This window comes from Nitrospira sp. NS4 (assembly GCF_049546785.1).
Taxonomy (GTDB): Bacteria; Nitrospirota; Nitrospiria; order Nitrospirales; family Nitrospiraceae; genus Nitrospira_D.
The window spans coordinates 482,479-499,421 of record NZ_JBMWAN010000004.1; the positions used below are offsets into that span (position 1 = coordinate 482,479).

12 protein-coding genes and 1 pseudogene are annotated in these 16,943 nt (G+C 61.4%); 10 read left to right on the forward strand and 3 right to left on the reverse strand.

Annotated elements, in window-relative coordinates; genetic code table 11:
- Window positions 1–26: 26 nt before the first annotated feature.
- Complete coding sequence (locus ACO9S2_RS14210; RefSeq protein ID WP_423723032.1) at window positions 27–1,811, reverse strand: glycoside hydrolase family 15 protein; 1,785 nt, start codon at window positions 1,809–1,811, stop codon at window positions 27–29.
- Between the two features lie 48 nt (window positions 1,812–1,859).
- On the opposite strand from ACO9S2_RS14210, the gene ACO9S2_RS14215 reads away from it, so the two are divergent.
- Together ACO9S2_RS14215 and otsB are read left to right on the forward strand one after the other, a co-directional pair.
- Window positions 1,860–4,109: an alpha,alpha-trehalose-phosphate synthase (UDP-forming) gene (locus ACO9S2_RS14215; protein WP_423723033.1), complete on the forward strand. Its 2,250-nt coding sequence runs from the start codon at window positions 1,860–1,862 to the stop codon at window positions 4,107–4,109.
- The gene (otsB, locus tag ACO9S2_RS14220; RefSeq protein ID WP_423723034.1) at window positions 4,106–4,933 is read left to right on the forward strand and encodes a trehalose-phosphatase; all 828 of its coding nucleotides are present in this window, start codon (window positions 4,106–4,108) and stop codon (window positions 4,931–4,933) included. The genes ACO9S2_RS14215 and otsB overlap by 4 nt, the downstream gene beginning before the upstream one ends.
- A gap of 50 nt (window positions 4,934–4,983) precedes the next feature.
- On the opposite strand, the gene ACO9S2_RS14225 is transcribed toward otsB, so the two are convergent.
- Entirely contained in the window at window positions 4,984–5,238 is a 255-nt protein-coding gene (locus ACO9S2_RS14225; protein WP_423723035.1) for a hypothetical protein, read from the reverse strand.
- 168 nt (window positions 5,239–5,406) lie between these two features.
- A complete protein-coding gene (locus ACO9S2_RS14230; RefSeq protein ID WP_423723036.1) occupies window positions 5,407–5,616 on the reverse strand; it encodes a hypothetical protein in 210 nt (69 codons plus the stop codon).
- 214 nt (window positions 5,617–5,830) lie between these two features.
- Between ACO9S2_RS14230 and ACO9S2_RS14235 the strand changes: the two genes are divergently transcribed.
- The 8 genes and pseudogenes from ACO9S2_RS14235 to ACO9S2_RS14270 all read left to right on the forward strand — a co-directional run bounded on the left by ACO9S2_RS14235 (window position 5,831) and on the right by ACO9S2_RS14270 (window position 16,882).
- Window positions 5,831–6,667, forward strand: a complete 837-nt coding sequence (locus tag ACO9S2_RS14235) for a hypothetical protein (RefSeq protein ID WP_423723037.1) — start codon at window positions 5,831–5,833, stop codon at window positions 6,665–6,667.
- Between the two features lie 48 nt (window positions 6,668–6,715).
- Complete coding sequence (locus tag ACO9S2_RS14240) at window positions 6,716–7,984, forward strand: hypothetical protein (protein WP_423723038.1); 1,269 nt, start codon at window positions 6,716–6,718, stop codon at window positions 7,982–7,984.
- A 761-nt stretch (window positions 7,985–8,745) separates the two neighbouring features.
- Complete coding sequence (locus ACO9S2_RS14245; RefSeq protein WP_423723039.1) at window positions 8,746–9,888, forward strand: glycosyltransferase family 4 protein; 1,143 nt, start codon at window positions 8,746–8,748, stop codon at window positions 9,886–9,888.
- Entirely contained in the window at window positions 9,881–11,227 is a 1,347-nt protein-coding gene (locus tag ACO9S2_RS14250) for an MFS transporter (RefSeq protein WP_423723040.1), read from the forward strand. The genes ACO9S2_RS14245 and ACO9S2_RS14250 overlap by 8 nt, the downstream gene beginning before the upstream one ends.
- A gap of 92 nt (window positions 11,228–11,319) precedes the next feature.
- The gene (locus tag ACO9S2_RS14255) at window positions 11,320–12,045 is read left to right on the forward strand and encodes a BON domain-containing protein (protein WP_423723041.1); all 726 of its coding nucleotides are present in this window, start codon (window positions 11,320–11,322) and stop codon (window positions 12,043–12,045) included.
- Complete coding sequence (locus tag ACO9S2_RS14260; protein WP_423723042.1) at window positions 12,045–13,334, forward strand: MFS transporter; 1,290 nt, start codon at window positions 12,045–12,047, stop codon at window positions 13,332–13,334. Before ACO9S2_RS14255 ends, ACO9S2_RS14260 begins: the two co-directional genes overlap by 1 nt.
- 12 nt (window positions 13,335–13,346) lie before the next feature.
- A complete protein-coding gene (locus ACO9S2_RS14265; protein WP_423723043.1) occupies window positions 13,347–15,512 on the forward strand; it encodes a glycogen debranching N-terminal domain-containing protein in 2,166 nt (721 codons plus the stop codon).
- Window positions 15,513–15,857: 345 nt separating this feature from the next.
- A pseudogene (locus ACO9S2_RS14270) lies at window positions 15,858–16,882 on the forward strand (cation:proton antiporter).
- Window positions 16,883–16,943: the final 61 nt, after the last annotated feature.

Sequence of the window (16,943 nt, forward strand, 5' to 3'; positions counted from 1 at the left end):
GTCCGGCGGGAGAGGCCTGCACCGGCTTAGAGCACGTCGCTCCAAGGAGGACTGACGGCAAAGGCGGCATTGATCATGCCGACATGGGAGTAGGCTTGAGGGAAATTACCGCACTGGGTATTGGTGGAGGGAATGAAATGCTCGGAAAACAGTCCGACATGATTCGAGGCCCTCAGCACGCGGTCGAGGATCGATCGCGCTTCATCCATGCATCCCAGGCGAGCGAGGGCTTGGACGATCCAGAACGAGCAGATGACGAATGCGCCGTCCGGCTTCCCGAAGTCGTCGTCCCGGACATACCGGTAGAAGAACCCGGTGTCCTCACCGCTTATCCGGAGCGACAGTTCACGGGCGATGTGCGACACCGTCGACTCGCACAGGGGGCGATTCGGGTAGCCGAGGACCGGCAATTGAGCCAGCGCGGCGTCGTAGCTGAAGTCGGCGGGTCCGTTCCGGACGGCCCCCTCGTGCACGGCCCGGAGGAGTGCATCCTCCGCCTGGATGCGGCCGCTGGTCAAATCCAGCGAGAGCGAATGGAGATGCCCGGCTTGTTTGATGCGTTCCAATCGTTCGAGTCCGGCCCAGCACAGCAGATTCGTGAAGGAATGCTCCTGCCAGCCGCTGCGGATCTCCCAAAGGCCGGCGTCCGGCTGGCCGATGCTGCGAACGCACAACTTCGCCAGGTGCGCCAACAGGGCATCGAGATCTCTCGTGCGCAAATCGACATACCGTTCGTCGAAGAAGATCGGGGTGAAGGTCAGAATCATTTCGCCATAGGCATCGTTCTGCACGTGCTCCGCAGCCTGATTGCGGCTGCGCACCGGTGTGCCTCCCTGGTAGCCGGACCAATTCGGATGCTCCGTCTCGGGAAGCGGGAGTCCCTGGCTCAGCGTGTACACCGGCCGTAGCCGATCGCGGGAGTGTTCATGCGTATGCGCAATGTTCAACAGAAATTTCAGGAAGGCCTCCATCTCCTCGAAATGGCCCAGGTTATGAAACGCCGTGAGCGCAAAATAGGCATCGCGCAGCCAGCAAAACCGGTAGTCCCAGTTGCGCTGTCCGCCCGGCTGCTCCGGGAGGCTCGTCGTCAGAGCCGCCAGGATGGCTCCCGTGTCCTCGAAGCAATGGAGTTTCAACGCGAGCGCGGACCGGATGACGGCTTGTTGATGGAGCAGCGGCACCGAACAGTTTTTCACCCAGATCCGCCAATAGCGCGCCGTCTGCTCCAGAAAGTCGTGCGTGACCTTGACGAGATCATCTTCGATCCCGAGCCCCCAGGTGAGGCCGAAATAAAATTTCTCCGTCAACGCCACCGGGGTTTCTTCGCAGAGGTAGGTCAGCGGCATGTTGGTCAGCAGACGGAGCACCTCACCCCGGATCTCGTAGCGCAGGTGGTTGCTGCCTCGCACCGGCTGCACCGGAGCCTTGTCCCAGCCGGAAACCGGCCGGCAACTGACCTGGATCACCGGAGTACCCTGCAACGGTTCGACGAGACGAAAGAGCGCCGCCGGCCGATAGATGCGGCCGTACTGTTCAAATCGCGGGCAGAAATCGGTAATCTGGAACGCATCGCCGTTCGGCAACGTGACCGTCGTAAGGAGCACATTCGTGTTCGGCAGATAGCGTTGCTCGGTTTTGAGCACGGAGGACGGGAGCGGGCTGGCAATCGAGAAGTGCCCGCCATCCGGGTCCAGCAACCGTCCAAACACCGGCGGGCTGTCGGGCCGCGGCGCACACATCCATTCGACGGCGCCGTGTGTGCCGATCAGCGCCGAGGTTTGGCAATTGCCGACCAGACCGTAGGGATACATGCGCGTAGATTAGGCGATTTGCCGCTCAATGTAAACGAGAGGTGACTTGTGCGGTTATCACTCCGCTTTTTGTTGCCGTTGGCCCTGGTGCTCGCGGGCCTGGCTTATGCCGTGATTCCCCTCGTCGACACCCTGACACTGAAATGGTTCGTGCGGGATCTCGAAATGCGCTCGAACTTGATCGGCCGCATGGTCGAAGGCCCACTGGTCGACCTCCTCGCATCGGATTCGAAGACCAAGCTGCTGAACTACTTTCACCGGATCATTCAGGACGAACGGCTCTTCGCCATCGGATTTTGCGACCGCGACGGCAAGCTCGCCTATAAGACCCTGACCTATCCGGATTCGATTCCTTGCGACGGCACCGGCACCCTCAAGGCCGGACAGACTTCCCTGTTGCGCCTGACCCAGGGGGACGTCCACATCTCTTCCGTCGGAATCGAGGGAAACGGCCGCACCTGGGGGCGCTTGATGCTCGTCCACGACATGAGCTGGGTGCAACGGCGCAGCAGCGACACGAAGTGGTACCTCTTCTATTTGTTTGCCGTCATCGGAGGGGTCATCTCCCTTGTAACGGTGCTGGTCGCGCACCTGAGCTGGCGTGGATGGGTCGCGGGCGTGCGCGCCATGCTGCGCGGCGAAGGATTGGCCGCTGTGACGGGAGACCAGCGGCCTGACGCCGAATTGCATCCGGTCGCCCAGGATCTTCGCGCCCTCATTCACGATCTTGAAGCGGACAAACGCATGCGGGACGAGAACCAGATGAGCTGGACGCCCGCGACACTGAAGAACATTCTTCATGACCATCTCGCCGGCGACGAAGTGCTGATCGCCTCCAACCGCGAACCCTACATCCACAATTGGCAGGACCAACAGCTCGAGGTGCAGGTTCCGGCCAGCGGAGTCGTCACGGCCCTGGAGCCGGTCATGCGGGCCTGCTCCGGGGTGTGGATCGCGCACGGCAGCGGCAGCGCCGACCGCGAGGTCGTCGATGCACGGAGCCACGTGCGCGTCCCGCCGGACAATCCCGCCTACGAGATCCGGCGAATCTGGATGTCGCCGGAGGAAGAAGCCGGCTACTACTACGGATTCGCCAACGAAGGTTTATGGCCCCTCTGCCATCTGGCCCACGTCCGTCCCATTTTCCGGTCCTCGGATTGGCACCACTACAAGGACATCAATCAACGGTTTGCGATGGCCATCATCGAGGAGGCCAAGACCGACAATCCGGTCGTGCTGGTGCAGGATTATCACCTCGCGCTCGTGCCCAAGATCGTACGCGACCATCTCCCGCACGCGACGATCATCACGTTCTGGCACATCCCCTGGCCCAACCCCGAACGGTACGCGATTTGCCCCTGGTATCGGGACATTCTCGAAGGGCTCCTGGGAAGCAGCATTCTCGGTTTCCACACGCGGTTCCACTGCAGTAATTTCATCGACACTGTGGACCGTTCGCTGGAAACGAGAATCGACCGGGACGGCTCCACCATCTCCCATCAAGGGAAACTGACCGCCGTGAACCATTACCCCATTTCCATCGCATGGCCGGGCCGGGAGATGGCGCAGCTGCCGCCCGTCTCCGAGTGCAGAACCCGCATACGCACGTCGAACACCCTGTCCTCGGCGCACCGTGTCGGCGTCGGCATCGAGCGGCTCGACTACACGAAAGGCATTCTCGAACGGTTCCTCGCGGTTGAACGGCTGCTGGAACTGCAGCCGGAATGGATCGGCCGCTTTTCGTTCGTGCAGATCGCCGCGCCCAGCCGCTCGAAGATCGAGGAGTACCAGCAGCTCAACCGACAGGTGCTCGCATCGGCCGAGCGCATTAACGCCCGATTCGGGCGGGAGGGCTATCGTCCCATTCACCTGCACATCGAACATCACGAGCCGCAGGATGTCAGCACCTATTACCGGGGCGCCGACTTCTGTATTGTCAGCAGCCTGCATGACGGCATGAACCTGGTCGCGAAAGAATTTGTGGCGGCCCGGGACGACGAACAGGGGGTGCTGATCCTCAGTCAATTCACCGGCTCGGCCACGGAGCTGCCGGAGGCGCTGATCGTTAATCCTTACAACATCGATCAGTGTGCGGCAGCCATGCACCTGGCCCTGACCATGCCCCCGACCGAACAACGGGCCCGCATGCGCAGCATGCGCGGGATCGTGCAGGAATTTAACGTGTACCGCTGGGCCGGCCGCATGCTGATGGATGCCGCCCGCATGCGGCAACGGGAGCGCATCGTCCGTCAAACGGGAGCACGGGACGGGCGGGCCATCACTGGAGGACGTACGTGATCTATCTACTTTCCGAAGAGGGGCGCCAGGCACTCAGGGCGATCGCCTCCAAACCCGTTCTCTACGCCTTTGACTTCGACGGGACGCTCGCGCCGATCTCGCCCGATCGCAACGCCGTCACCCTCCCGCCGTCCGTCAGCGAATGGATCAGGGAGCTGGCTAAACGGGCGCCCTGCGCCGTGGTCTCCGGCCGGGCGCTCGCCGACCTTGCGCCGCGCCTCAACGGAGCCGTGCCCTATTTGATCGGCAACCACGGCCTTGAGAGTTCATTGACGCCGTTGCCGACGCTCCTCTGGGCGGAAGGCATTTGCGCGGGATGGAAACGGACGCTGGACAGCCACATGGCTCAAGGCTTGAAGGATCTTGGCGTCGACGTTGAGGACAAACGGTATTCGCTCACGCTCCACCATCGAGGGCTCGGCACGCATACTGATATTCATCAGGTTGTCCTTTCCCTGCTTCTGTTGCTCACACCGGCACCAAGCCTCATCTTCGGGAAAGCCTCGGTGAACATCGTGCCTCCGGGAAAAGGCGGAAAAGGGTCTGCCGCCTTGCAATGGATGGTTCATCTGCGGCGAACCGGCTTGTTTTTTGTCGGCGATGACGAGACGGACGAGGATGTCTTTGCCTTGACCGAAGGGCTTGCCATGGGGGTGCGTGTCGGACAGCATACGGGGTCACGCGCGAGATACTTCATCCATCATCAGGGGGAGATCGAGGAGGTCCTCCGGTTTCTTGTCCATCGCATCGACCGGACGCCGGAATCTCTCAGCCACGGCGATCGACACGCGAACTCCAAGAGTCCGGCGGCTCATGAGCGATGAAGCTGTTTTCGGCCGGCCGAGCCTCGATCACGAAGCTATGAAAGGGCGCACTATCGAGGAGTCTCGGAACCCATTTTAGAAACCGAGCTGGCCTGGTTGCCCGGGGTGACGAACACCTCGACTCGATCACCGACCTTGAGCCCGGGATCAAGCTTGATGTCCTTACCGAGGGGAATTAAAATATTGGTGCCTTCAACGGATTTCACAACCACCAGTTCCACTGTCAGCAGGACCAACTCCCCGCGCACCGGCGCCTGCAAGCCGGCTGAATCCGGTTGGGCGGGAACCGGGATCTGCAGCAACACGAGCAACAGCGCGATAAGGCCGACTCGCCATCTGCGTGCTCTGACAGAGCGGCGCGTTGTGTGGATACCAGTGTCCTGGGTAGCAATGCGGGTAGGAACCATCATTTTGTTGCAGAGCGGCCGCAAGATTGTGGGGCGCGGCACTGAGCCGCGCCCCTCGGGACCGGCCTACTTGCCGCCCGCGTCCTTCTTTTCTTCGTCCGCAAAGACCACGTGGCCGCCCTTGTCCTTCTGCTCATCCTTCTTGTCATCGCTGAACACCACCACATGGCCACCCTTCTTCTCTTCCTTCTTCTCTTCGTCCGCGATGGCGAGCGTAGCCATCGTGCTGAAGCTGAGGAAGGCCACCAAGGCCATCAACCCGTTGAAGCGTGTCATAAAAACCTCCATGAAAAATAAAGTGAATATAGATAATAATGAACCGGTCATGCCCCGGGCACGACCGTTCCGCAACATTTAGCAAACATGCGACATTCGGCACAACGGACAAAATCACCGGATAGAGGGTTGCGTTTGTCCAATGCGCGAAGCGATTGAGGGAGGCACAATGAGCAGTATCGGGCCGCACTCTACGCTCACTAGAGACAGAACCATGCCTGACCGTGCAACGACCGTGGGCCGTCTGGAAGAGGTCGTTTCGGCCGCCGAGGAGTTCGACCGGGTCACCTCGCAAGCCTTGCCGCTGCTGCTCGACCGGGCGACCAACTCCACGAAGCGGTTTCTGCGGGAAACCGGCCAGTGGTGCGACGATGTGGCCCATGAGAAGTTTGCCTTGCGCTGGGGGGCTGAATATCTGGAGCAATTTCTTGTAGCCGGGCGGAGCGAGGTCCCCTGTCGCCCGCTCTTCCTGCTGGACTCGATGGTCGCCAAACAACATAGCCGACCAGAGCCGTTTTGCTACCATCCGGACTTGCTCACGCCGCTTGGTCGGCTGATCGACGGGCTGGTGAGTCGGGCAGCGATCAGCCGTGACGCACTGATCGCCTTGTACTACCATTGCTTTGGCCTAGCGCCCGGGCAGGTCATTACGATTTTAGGCTTGACCGAGCAGTCAGGCCAGCGGATCTACAAGAATTTCAAGCGCTGGCGTGATTCTGGATGGCAGCGGACTATGGACGACATGGGCATTACCGACAGTGACGTGCTGGACCTGTGCAGCCAACAGCAGCGTCACCCCCAGCAGTTCAATAGTGAGGCCGAGCGGATTATCCGGATCGCGCAGTCCCACTATCGGAAGAGCGAGCCGGACCATTACCCCTGTCTTTCCCGACGCCAGTGGGAGGAAATGTTCCTGGAAGGGTATGGCAGCGATTATCGAATCTGGCATCTCGCGCTCTGTCTGGACTGTTTCACAGCGGCTTGGGACTTAGGCTTCCGCGGGGCGGCAGCCATGGAGAAGCCGCAAGTGGATTTTCATGTACAGCCATAGAGAGCGACTCTTCCCGTCGGCTCTGACTACCGCAAGGAGGATATATTTATGGAACAAGAACGAGACCTGACTGATTACCGGGACCGCCTCCTCAATGCGCTGAAGACCGGTCCCCGCCGTTCTGCTTGCGGCACATCGGACGCGGTCCAGGTATTTGTGAATCAACGGCGCGTCGGGCTGTTGGACGGGAAAGGGGTTGAAGCGAGCCTGCAGGTCCAGACGGCCGTTCGCATCGACAACGTCCAGCTCCGGTCCGAAGACGGTGTGCTGCTCGGCGGCCTGTTTGCTCCCGAGTACGGATTCAGGACCAGCCGCATCTCCCTCCTGCGAGGCACGATCGAACTCCGTGTCCAGAACTACGCGCAGGGCGGATCAGTCAGCGCGGTTTCCATTCCCGCTCGAAGCTTCCTGCATCGCGCGCGGCAGGCATTGGTCGGTGTGGCCGATAGCGCGGCTCCTCGTCTGGCCACATTTGCCGGATCAGGGATGCGGACGATCGCCTTCACCCAAGCCTTGCTGGCGGTCGCGCTGGTCGGGCTGGTCACTGATCGGACCACCGGCTGGATGACGCCTGCCCGCCCACCGCTTTCCGTCACCCGGACAGAAGCTCCCTGGGCGGCCCCGCTTGCCGAAGTCGCCAAGCTCGAGCAACAACTGATCGATCTCTCGCGGATGCAGGCGAAAGCGGTGGACACTATCCAAGCGCAACAAGAGGGCATGGCTCAACTCCAGCGAACGATGGCCAAACTGTCCTCCGCTCAAGAAACCGTCGCGTCCGGCGTCCTGACCGTCAAGCAGGAGATGGAGCAGCGACGGAAGGGGACCGGTCGGGAATCCGATCGCATGACACGCGTGATGATGAGCAAAGCGCTCAGTGAGCAGGAACAGCTGGAAGCTGAGATTCATAGCCTCGTGATCGCAAACGAACGGCTCTCACGCGAGCGGGCCCAATTGGAGCAGCATAATCAGGAGCTGAACAAGCGCCTGAAAACCGCCGGTACGGACGTCTCGAAGGCCGCCGTCCCCGACCGCGAGAAGCCGGTATTGGCCCAGCAAAGCGACCCCCCTCAATTGCCACAGGTGGCGGAAGCGCGGCCGGCGACTCAGCAACCGCCCTTCTTATTCTGGGTCACCTTCAGCGAAGGCACCAGCCAGGACAGCATCGACCAGTGGGTGCGCGATATGCATGGGCGAAAGGGATCCCTGAGCGAAGGGTGGCAGGCGGTTGAAATCGTCCCGCCGACCGAGCCGATGGAGCGCTTTCTGGATCAGATCAAACACACGAAGATCGTAAAAGCGGTAAAAGTCAGCCGGTAAGCGGGGAGTTCGCTGGCACCGCAGACACATCCTGTCAGGCGCGATCCTCGCGCCTGACAGGATGTGTCCGCGATCCCCTCCCCGCTCTTCTGCCACTCCCTATGTCCTCAACCTCCCCCCCAAAAAGTGGGTTGCCGGACGGAACCTTCAGTTGCTAGGATACACAGGGCAAGACCAATAACGTGTGTATCTCGTGCGGATCTCTCACAATGTTCTTCGGGTTCATGCTATGTCCAACCCCGCAGAGGCCAGTCTCTCCGATGAGATAGCGTTTCTCTGACTCTATAGACAGGATCCCCCCCGTCGTGTGAGTCACAGCTCCCGAGCCTGTCATCACCCACATCGATGGAGACCTGAAAAGCGGTGAGCTGCGATCGACATGGAGCGCACTGACGGACTGGATTGCCGGTTGCCACAGAAGCCCGATGCGAGTCAACTCATCGAGGATGGACATAATCCGGGGCGGACAAAGGGATTTGTCCGTTGAGACGAAGGAGGCCAAGTTCGTAGGATGATGCCATGAGAAAAGAGCCGATAGCATCATGCCGCAGAGGGTGAGGTCTACACGGTCCAGGATCTTTCCGGCTGGTTCGTTCAGTTTCGAGTCGACAAGAATACACAACGGGAACGGCCCGTTGTCCCGGAAGAACGCATTGAGTCACAACTGCCGCCCGACCAACGGGCGCTTTCGATCAAGCCGGCCCGGTAAACGGTAAGATCTTCGGGATTGATCGATCAACACAGGTTGAAAGGAACGGGTCATGAAAATTGCACAGGTCTCTCCGCTCTGGGAAAGCGTCCCCCCGAAACTCTACGGCGGAACCGAACGGATTGTCTCCTATGTGACGGAGGAATTGGTGCGCATGGGCCACGACGTGACGCTGTTCGCCAGCGGCGATTCACAGACTGCGGCGCGGCTTGAAGCGATCTGCCCGCAAGCACTTCGCCTGAACACCGGCATTTTCAATCGTGATGCCCCGATGATCATGCTGCAGGAGCGGGCGCTCGGAGCCTCCGGCGACTTTGATGTGGTCCACTCGCATCTGGATTTTCTTGGATTTCCACTGGCCCGGAGAAATTCCGTGCCGGTCGTGACGACGCTCCACGGGCGCCTCGACCTGCCTGAATTGGAGCCGGTGTTCCGCGAGTATGCCGAGATGCCGCTGGTTTCCATCTCCGATGCTCAGCGCCTGCCGATCCCCTGGGCCAACTGGCAAGCGACCATCCATCACGGGCTCCCGCGCGACTTGTATACATTCCACCCTCAACCGGAAGGGTACCTGGCTTTTCTTGGGCGTATTTCCGTAGAAAAGCGCCCGGATCATGCCATTGAACTGGCGAAGCGGACCGGTCTTCGGCTCCGCATTGCCGCGAAGGTGGATCCTGCGGACCAGCAGTACTACCGGTCCACGATCGAGCCGTTGCTCGACCATCCGCTCGTCGAATTCATCGGCGAGATTTCGGATGCGGAAAAAAACGACTTCGTCGGCAATGCCCTGGCGCTCGTCTGCCCCTACGACTGGCCGGAGCCGTTCGGGCTGGTGTTGATCGAGGCTCTCGCTTGCGGCACACCGGTATTGGCCTACCGGCGGGGATCGATTCCGGAGGTCATCGATCACGGGGTCACGGGCTTCGTCTGTGAGACCCTGACAGAGATGGCGGAAGCGGTCGGACAAATCCCCATGATCGACCGGCGCCGCTGCCGGGCGGCATTTGAGGCACGCTTTACCGCGGATCGCATGGCGCGCGACTACGTCGCGCTGTATGAACAGATTCTTCACGCGCAGGCAGTCCAGACTGCCCCCAAGGTTCGCGCCCTGGGGCCTGGACCGTCCACAGACCTTCGACTCCAGGGACGACAGCAGGAACGGGCAACGCGCCTCAAGGGAGGACAGCATGCCTGAAGCATGTGTTGACACTCACGGGGACTGCCCCCCCAAACGCAATCCTCACGGGTGGGAATTGCTCAAGACGAGAGATTTCGGCCTGCTGTTCGCAGGCCAGACGATTTCTCAGATCGGCGACAGCTTGAACAAAGTTGCGCTGCTCTGGTTCGTCTATGAGTTGACCGGATCAGCCCTCAAGATGACGGTCGTAGGGCTGCTCCAGACACTCCCGCCCCTCCTGTTCGGGCCGCTGATCGGCGTGTACCTGGACCGCTTCAAGAAGAAGCCGGTCATGATCGCGGTGGATCTTCTCCGCACCCTGCTGATCCTGCTGATCCCGCTGCTGTATCTCGCCGGCGCCCTGACCCTGGACCGGTTGTATGTGCTCGTCTTCGCAACCGCCATCGTCTCGACCATCTTCGGACCGGCGCTGGCTTCCGCCGTTCCATTGATCGCCCCCAAAGACCGGCTCATTGCCGCCAATGCCTTGATGCAATCGACGACCAATGTCGGCCTTCTGGTGGGCCCTGCCGCCAGCGGGATCGGCATCGCCCTGATCGGGGCGCAGAACGTCCTGTACGTGGATGCCGCCACATTCTTGCTGTCGGCACTCTGCCTGATGCCGATCCGGATGCCGGAAACGCTCCTGGATGCGGGTCGCGCGACTGCCCGTCCCGGGTGGACCGACGGCGTGGTGAAGGATCTGCTTGCGGGGTTCCGCTTTGTGTTCGTCGAGCAGAAAACCGTCCTGCTGTTGATGCTCACCGCCACGCTCTACAGTGTCGGCGTGAGTGCGTTCGTCTTTCTGCTGCCGGTGTTTGCCAAAGATGTGCTCGCGGTGGGTCCCGTCCAATTGGGATGGCTCTGGTCCGCGCTCGGGGTCGGGATGTTGCTCGCGTCGCTCAGCCTTGCCTCATTCACGCAGGGGGATGTGTCCCGCCGCTTGCGGCTGATGTCGGGATCTTTGGCGGTCGGCGGGGCTGCCGTTGGCGCGCTCAGCGTCCTTCAAACCCCGCTTGCGGCCGGAGCCTTGATTGCGGTGATCGGAGGCAGCACCGCGATGTTCACCCCGCTGGTCTGGACAATGCTTCAGGAATTGACGCCGTCTCATCTGCTCGGTCGCGTCTTTACCAGCTTTGCGACCGGAGGCATGGCCTCCTCAATGGCGGGAATGGCCGGGTTCGGCTGGGCGGCCGACAGTCTCGGCGCCGGCGCCAGCCTGGGCGGTATCAGCATCATCCTATTGATGACGGCGATTGCCGCAGGAGTGTTCAGCCGGTACACCTCGCATGAGGCCGGTCCCGCGCCTGCGACATCCGAGGCTTTCCCGACGCAACCGGCCGTGAGCCACTCCTAGCGGATGACGGTGGCGTCTGTCATGCCGTCGCCGGAAGACGCGACACACACCGCGCTTGATTGGTAGGCCCGGCAACTGGGAGGTGCGCTGGCATGGGTTCACATTCACGGGCGCTGCTACTGACTGTCGCCACGGTCGCCTTGTTAACCTGTTGGGCCGGAACGGCTTTTTCCGAACAGCAGGATAAGGAGAAACCGCCGGAGAAGTCATCGTCAAAGCCTCCCCAGATCCAGGCGGCTCCGGACAGTCAGACCGAGCCGCCAAAACTTTCCATCGAGCCCAAGCCGCAACCTTCTACAGTCCCGCCTGCGAAGGCCGACACGCCCTCGAATCGTGAGGACAAGGAGAAGGACACCGCCAAGAAACCGGTCGGCTCGCTCGCGATCACCGTCAAGCTTGCGCTGTTGGCGGATTCCCGCCTCTTTCATTACGAGATCGAGGCCGGAGAGGATGAGAAGAGCATCACGCTGACAGGACACGTTGCAAGCGAGGAGGACAAGACCGCGGCGGCGGAAGTCGCACGGGCCGTTCCGGGCGTCAAGATCGTGATCAATAAGCTTGATGTGGAACGAGGTCTGGCGCAGGCGCTGACGAAGAAGCAGGACGAGATCATTACCCTGCTGATCAAGGAGCGGTTTGCAAAGAGTGCCACGCTGAAATCGGCGCACTTCGACGTGAAAACCGACGAAGGGATTGTCTCGCTCAGTGGAGCCGTCCGGTTCCAGGTCATCGCGCTTGAAGCGGCGGAAACCGCCCGCCAGGTCCCCGGAGTCCGCGCCGTCAAGACCGAGAAAATACGGCTGGAGGGCGAAAGCTGATGCCGGGCAGATCCGACCCCTCCGGCTCTTCCGCTTCCACGGCAGGACAGGCAGGTCTCTTCACCACGGAGTCTCGTTCCCTGCTGCTCACTCGCGACTTCGGCCTCATCTGGTCCGGACAGCTCATCTCGCAAATCGGAGACGGCATTTCGAAGCTTGCCCTGTTGTGGTTTGTCTATGCGATCACCGGCTCTCCCCTCAAGACCTCCGTGATCGGCCTGTTGCAGACAATCCCGCCGATTGTCCTGGGGCCGGTCATCGGCGTGTATGTCGATCGGCTGCCGAAGAAAGTCTTGCTCATCGTCAGCGATCTCCTGCGCGCCTTGTTGATCGGACTGATTCCCTGTCTGATCCCCGTGGAATCGTTTACCGTATCCGTGCTCTATCTCCTGGTGCTCCTCCATGCGATCGCGACCGCCGTATTCGGTCCCGCCCTTACGGCGGCGATCCCGGCCCTTGTGCCCAAAACGCAATGTACGGCCGCCAACGCCCTCCTGCAGGGCACGACAAGCCTGGGTATTATTTTCGGTCCGGCACTGAGCGGACTGGGCATCGCGGCCTACGGCTCGCAGGAGGTCTTGTGCCTCAATGCTGCGACATATATGGTGTCGGCCGTGTGTCTCATGCTGGCCCGGTTCGCCGGTTCCGCGGTGGTCAGACTCCCCGCAACGGCCCCCCCCACGATCCTACAGGATCTGCTCGAGGGGCTCCGCTACAGCCTCGTCAGCCATCCGGTCTTTCTGCTCTTGACCGGCACCGCGGCGCTCTATACCTTTGGCACCAGCGCCCTGACAGCGCTCTTTCCCGTGTTTGCCAGGAAGATGCTCGGCTTGGGGCCGGTCGAAGTCGGCTATTTGTGGGCGGCGATGGGCGTCGGACTCTTGATCACGTCGATCGGGCTGCTCTGGGTGACAGACTGGACGTTGAAGGACCGGATACGTCTGATCATCGGAACCAGTTTCTTGAGCGGTCTGGCGATCTGCGCCTTGGTCTGGACGCCCGATCCCTACCAGGCCGGCATCCTGATGGGATTGATCGGCAGCGGGATGGGCGCGTTCACGCCGATCGCGTGGGGCATCATCCAAGAACTCGCGCCGAGCCGCATGATCGGCCGCCTCTTGGGACTCTACGGGACCGGTGCCATGACTGCCGCGATCGCCGGAATTTCCGCGTTCGGATGGATCACGGAGCAACTGGGAGCCGAAACCGGCCTGCTGGGGATCGGCCTCATGCTGTTGGTGACCGGGCTGGTTGCGGGCCGCATGAGCCGCAGAAGCGCGGCGGACTGAGGGAAGGCATTAATGAACGACGTCATCTCCTGGAATGATGAATACTACATTCGGGCTTCTTCCTCGCTGGCCGACGACCGTGTCGAAGCCTTGAAGCAAGGCGAGACATTTGCCGTCTTTGATCGCCACGGCGACATCCACCCGGTCTTAGCCGGGCCGCAAGGCATCTTTCATGACGGGACGCGTTTTCTGTCCCGCTTCGATCTCTCGATCGGAGGGCAACGGCCTTTGCTTCTGAGCGCGACGGTGAAAGAGGACAACGCGCTCCTCACGGTCGAGCTCACCAACCCCGACATGATGCAGGAGGGACGGCCTTCCTTACCGCGCGGTGCGCTTCACCTCCGTCGGACGAAGTTCCTCTGGCAGGGAACCTGCTATGAACGCCTCTGCGTGCACAATTACAGCCTCGCGGAAATTCCGGTGATACTGTCTTTCACGTTTGACGCCGACTATGCGGACCTCTTCGAAGCAAGGGGCCGGCAGCGGCCACGTCGGGGGTGCCGCCTCGACACCGTCCAGGCCGGCGATGAACTTGTGCTGGCGTACGAAGGGCTGGACAACAGGGTCCGTCGCACCCATGTGCGTTGCACGCCAAGCCCCGCGCGAGTGGGATCCGATTGCTTCGTGCTTGAAGCCCTGCTGGCGCCCCATGCCAATGCCGCCTGGGATCTCACCATCGCGTGTGAAATCGAGCGGCGGCGGGCACAGGTCTCCCTCTCCTACGAGCAGGCCAGCGCCGAGGCGGACCGCGCGCTGCAAGAGGCCACCTCCCGTGATTGCCATATCTATACCTCGAATGAGCAGTTCAACGACTGGCTGAATCGGTCGTCCGCCGATCTCCACATGCTGATTTCGGAAACCCCGGAAGGCCCCTATCCCTATGCCGGTGTTCCCTGGTTCAGCACCCCCTTCGGCCGGGACGGTATCATCACCGCGTTGGAGTTTCTCTGGGTTAACCCGACCATTGCCCGAGGCGTCCTTGCCTACCTCGCCTCCACCCAAGCCACGGAGGTCCGCCCGGAACAGGATGCGGAGGTCGGGAAAATCCTGCATGAGACGCGCAGCGGGGAAATGGCTGCGTTGGGGGAAGTTCCCTTCGGTCGCTATTACGGCAGCGTGGATGCGACGCCGCTATTCATCATCCTGGCTGGCGCCTACTATGAACGGAGTGGCGACCGGGCATTCGCGCAGGCGCTCTGGCCCAACATTCAACTCGCCTTGCACTGGATCGATCAGTATGGCGATCCAACCGGCGCGGGGTTCGTCACGTACGATCGGCGATCCGCACACGGGCTGGTCCATCAGGGATGGAAGGATTCTCACGACGCCGTGTTCCATGCGGACGGCACCGCCGCAATCGGACCGATCGCGCTCTGCGAGGTCCAGGCCTATGTCTATCAAGCCAAACGGGCGGCGGCGGATTTGGCCCTCCTTGTCGGGGAGGTCAATCGAGCCGAGAAGCTGCGCCGGGAAGCCGAATCTCTCCGCGAACGATTTGAGCATGCGTTCTGGTGTGAGGAACTCGGCTCCTATGCCCTGGCCCTTGACGGGCACGGCCGACCCTGCCGCGTCCGCTCATCCAACCCCGGCCATTGCCTGTTCGGCGGGATCGCGGCCCCTGAACGCGGACTGCGCGTCGCACGATCCTTGATCACAGACGAGTTCTTCAGCGGCTGGGGCATCCGGACTGTCGCAACCTCAGAGCGGCGGTACAACCCCATGTCCTATCACAACGGCTCGGTGTGGCCTCACGACAATGCGCTCATCGCGGCCGGCATGGGTGCGTATGGACACAAAGAAGGAGTCATCAAGATCCTCACCGGGCTCTTCGACGCCAGCCTGTTCTTGAGTCTCCACCGGCTGCCCGAATTGTTCTGCGGTTTCCCGCGGCGCCCCGGCGAGAGCCCCACGCTCTATCCGGCCGCTTGCGCCCCGCAAGCGTGGGCATCCGCCGCAATCTTTCTGCTGCTCCAATCCTGTCTGGGTTTGCGGATCGAAGCCCTGGACCGCCGCCTCAGTTTCATCAATCCTGTGTTGCCTCCGTTTCTCGAACGCGTCGAGATCCGCCGTCTCGTGATCGGAGATGCCAGTCTCGATGTGATCCTCGATCGTCATCCGGAGGATGTGAGCGTCAAGGTCTCGCGCTGCGACGGCGACGTGGACGTCGTGGTGGTGTAGCGGCGATCCATGCCGGCCGGATCGTTCCCCGACAGGCACGCAACTCCGGACGTGGAAATCAGGTTGCCATGACCGTCCAATACAGGCTACCGTGGCGCTTATGCACGGAGGTCGCATGAGACTCCCTCCCTTCATGGTTCGTCGGCCGGGACAAGACAGGGTTGCTCCATCTGAGGTCCCGGTAACTGTCTATCGCCACGGCTACGACCCGCCCCATCGACTCCTCCTCCGACGTTATTCTCGCGCAAAGGATCAGGACATCATCCCCTTCACCGAAGGTGACAGCAGTTTCTCGCGCGCGCGATCGCGCGGGAGAGGGTGAAATCCTATCGAGAAAGACGATCGATGCCCCTGCTCTTTGGCGGCGCATTGCACGTCAAATTGGATGAGCTGCTGAACCTCAAGTGGGTGATCGGGACGCTGGCCGTCGTGGGCACCATCCTGTCGAGCCTGATTACAGGACTGCTCGGCTATTGGCTGTTTGATCTCGTCGGGCTGCCACTCTCCTTGCTCTATTGCCTGCTGTTCGGGGCGCTGATTTCCCCGACCGATCCGATTGCCGTGAAGGGGTGCTTCGACAGGCCCGCCTCCCCAAGGCGCTCGAATTGAAGATTGTCGGGGAATCGCTGTTTAACGACGGCGTGGGCGTCGTGATCTTCCTGGTCCTGCTGAATCTTGTCCCGAAAGCGTCGTTTGACGTAACGGATGTGCTGGTGTTGTTCCTCAAAGAAGCCGTCGGCGGCGCCGCGCTGGGGCTGGCCCTCGGCTACATCGCCTATCGCATGCTCCGGTCCGTGGACCACTATCAGGTCGAGATCTTGATTACCCTGGCGCTGGTCATGGGAAGCTTCGGCCTGGCGGATTTGCTGCATACGTCCGGACCGATCGCCGTGGTGGTGGCGGGGCTGCTCATCGGCAATCAGGGCCGTCAGTGGGCCATGTCTGAGACGACACGGGAGCATCTCGACAGCTTTTGGGAACTGCTCGATGAACTGTTGAACGCCGTACTCTTCGTGCTGACCGGACTGGAGGTCCTGGTGCTCAGCTTCCAACGCTCGTATCTCATCGCCGGACTGGTCGCGATCCCGCTCGTCCTGGCGGCCCGCTGGATCAGCGTGGTGGTGCAAGTCAAAAGCTTTAGCCTGGTGCGGGAGTTCAGCGAGCGCACGATCACCATTCTGACCTGGGGCGGGCTGCGGGGCGGAGTGTCGGTAGCCCTCGCCCTCTCCCTGCCCGCCGGCCCCGAGCGCGACGCGTTGGTCACGATCACCTATGCAGTCGTGACCTTCTCGATTCTCGTGCAGGGGCTTACGATCAACCGGGTGCTGGGGGGGAGCAGCGGGAACCAGAGTTCAGAGGCTCCTACATGAGGCGCCTCACCGATGTTGCGACAAAGGAAGGACAGGCCGTAATCGTCAGGCTCTGGGGCGA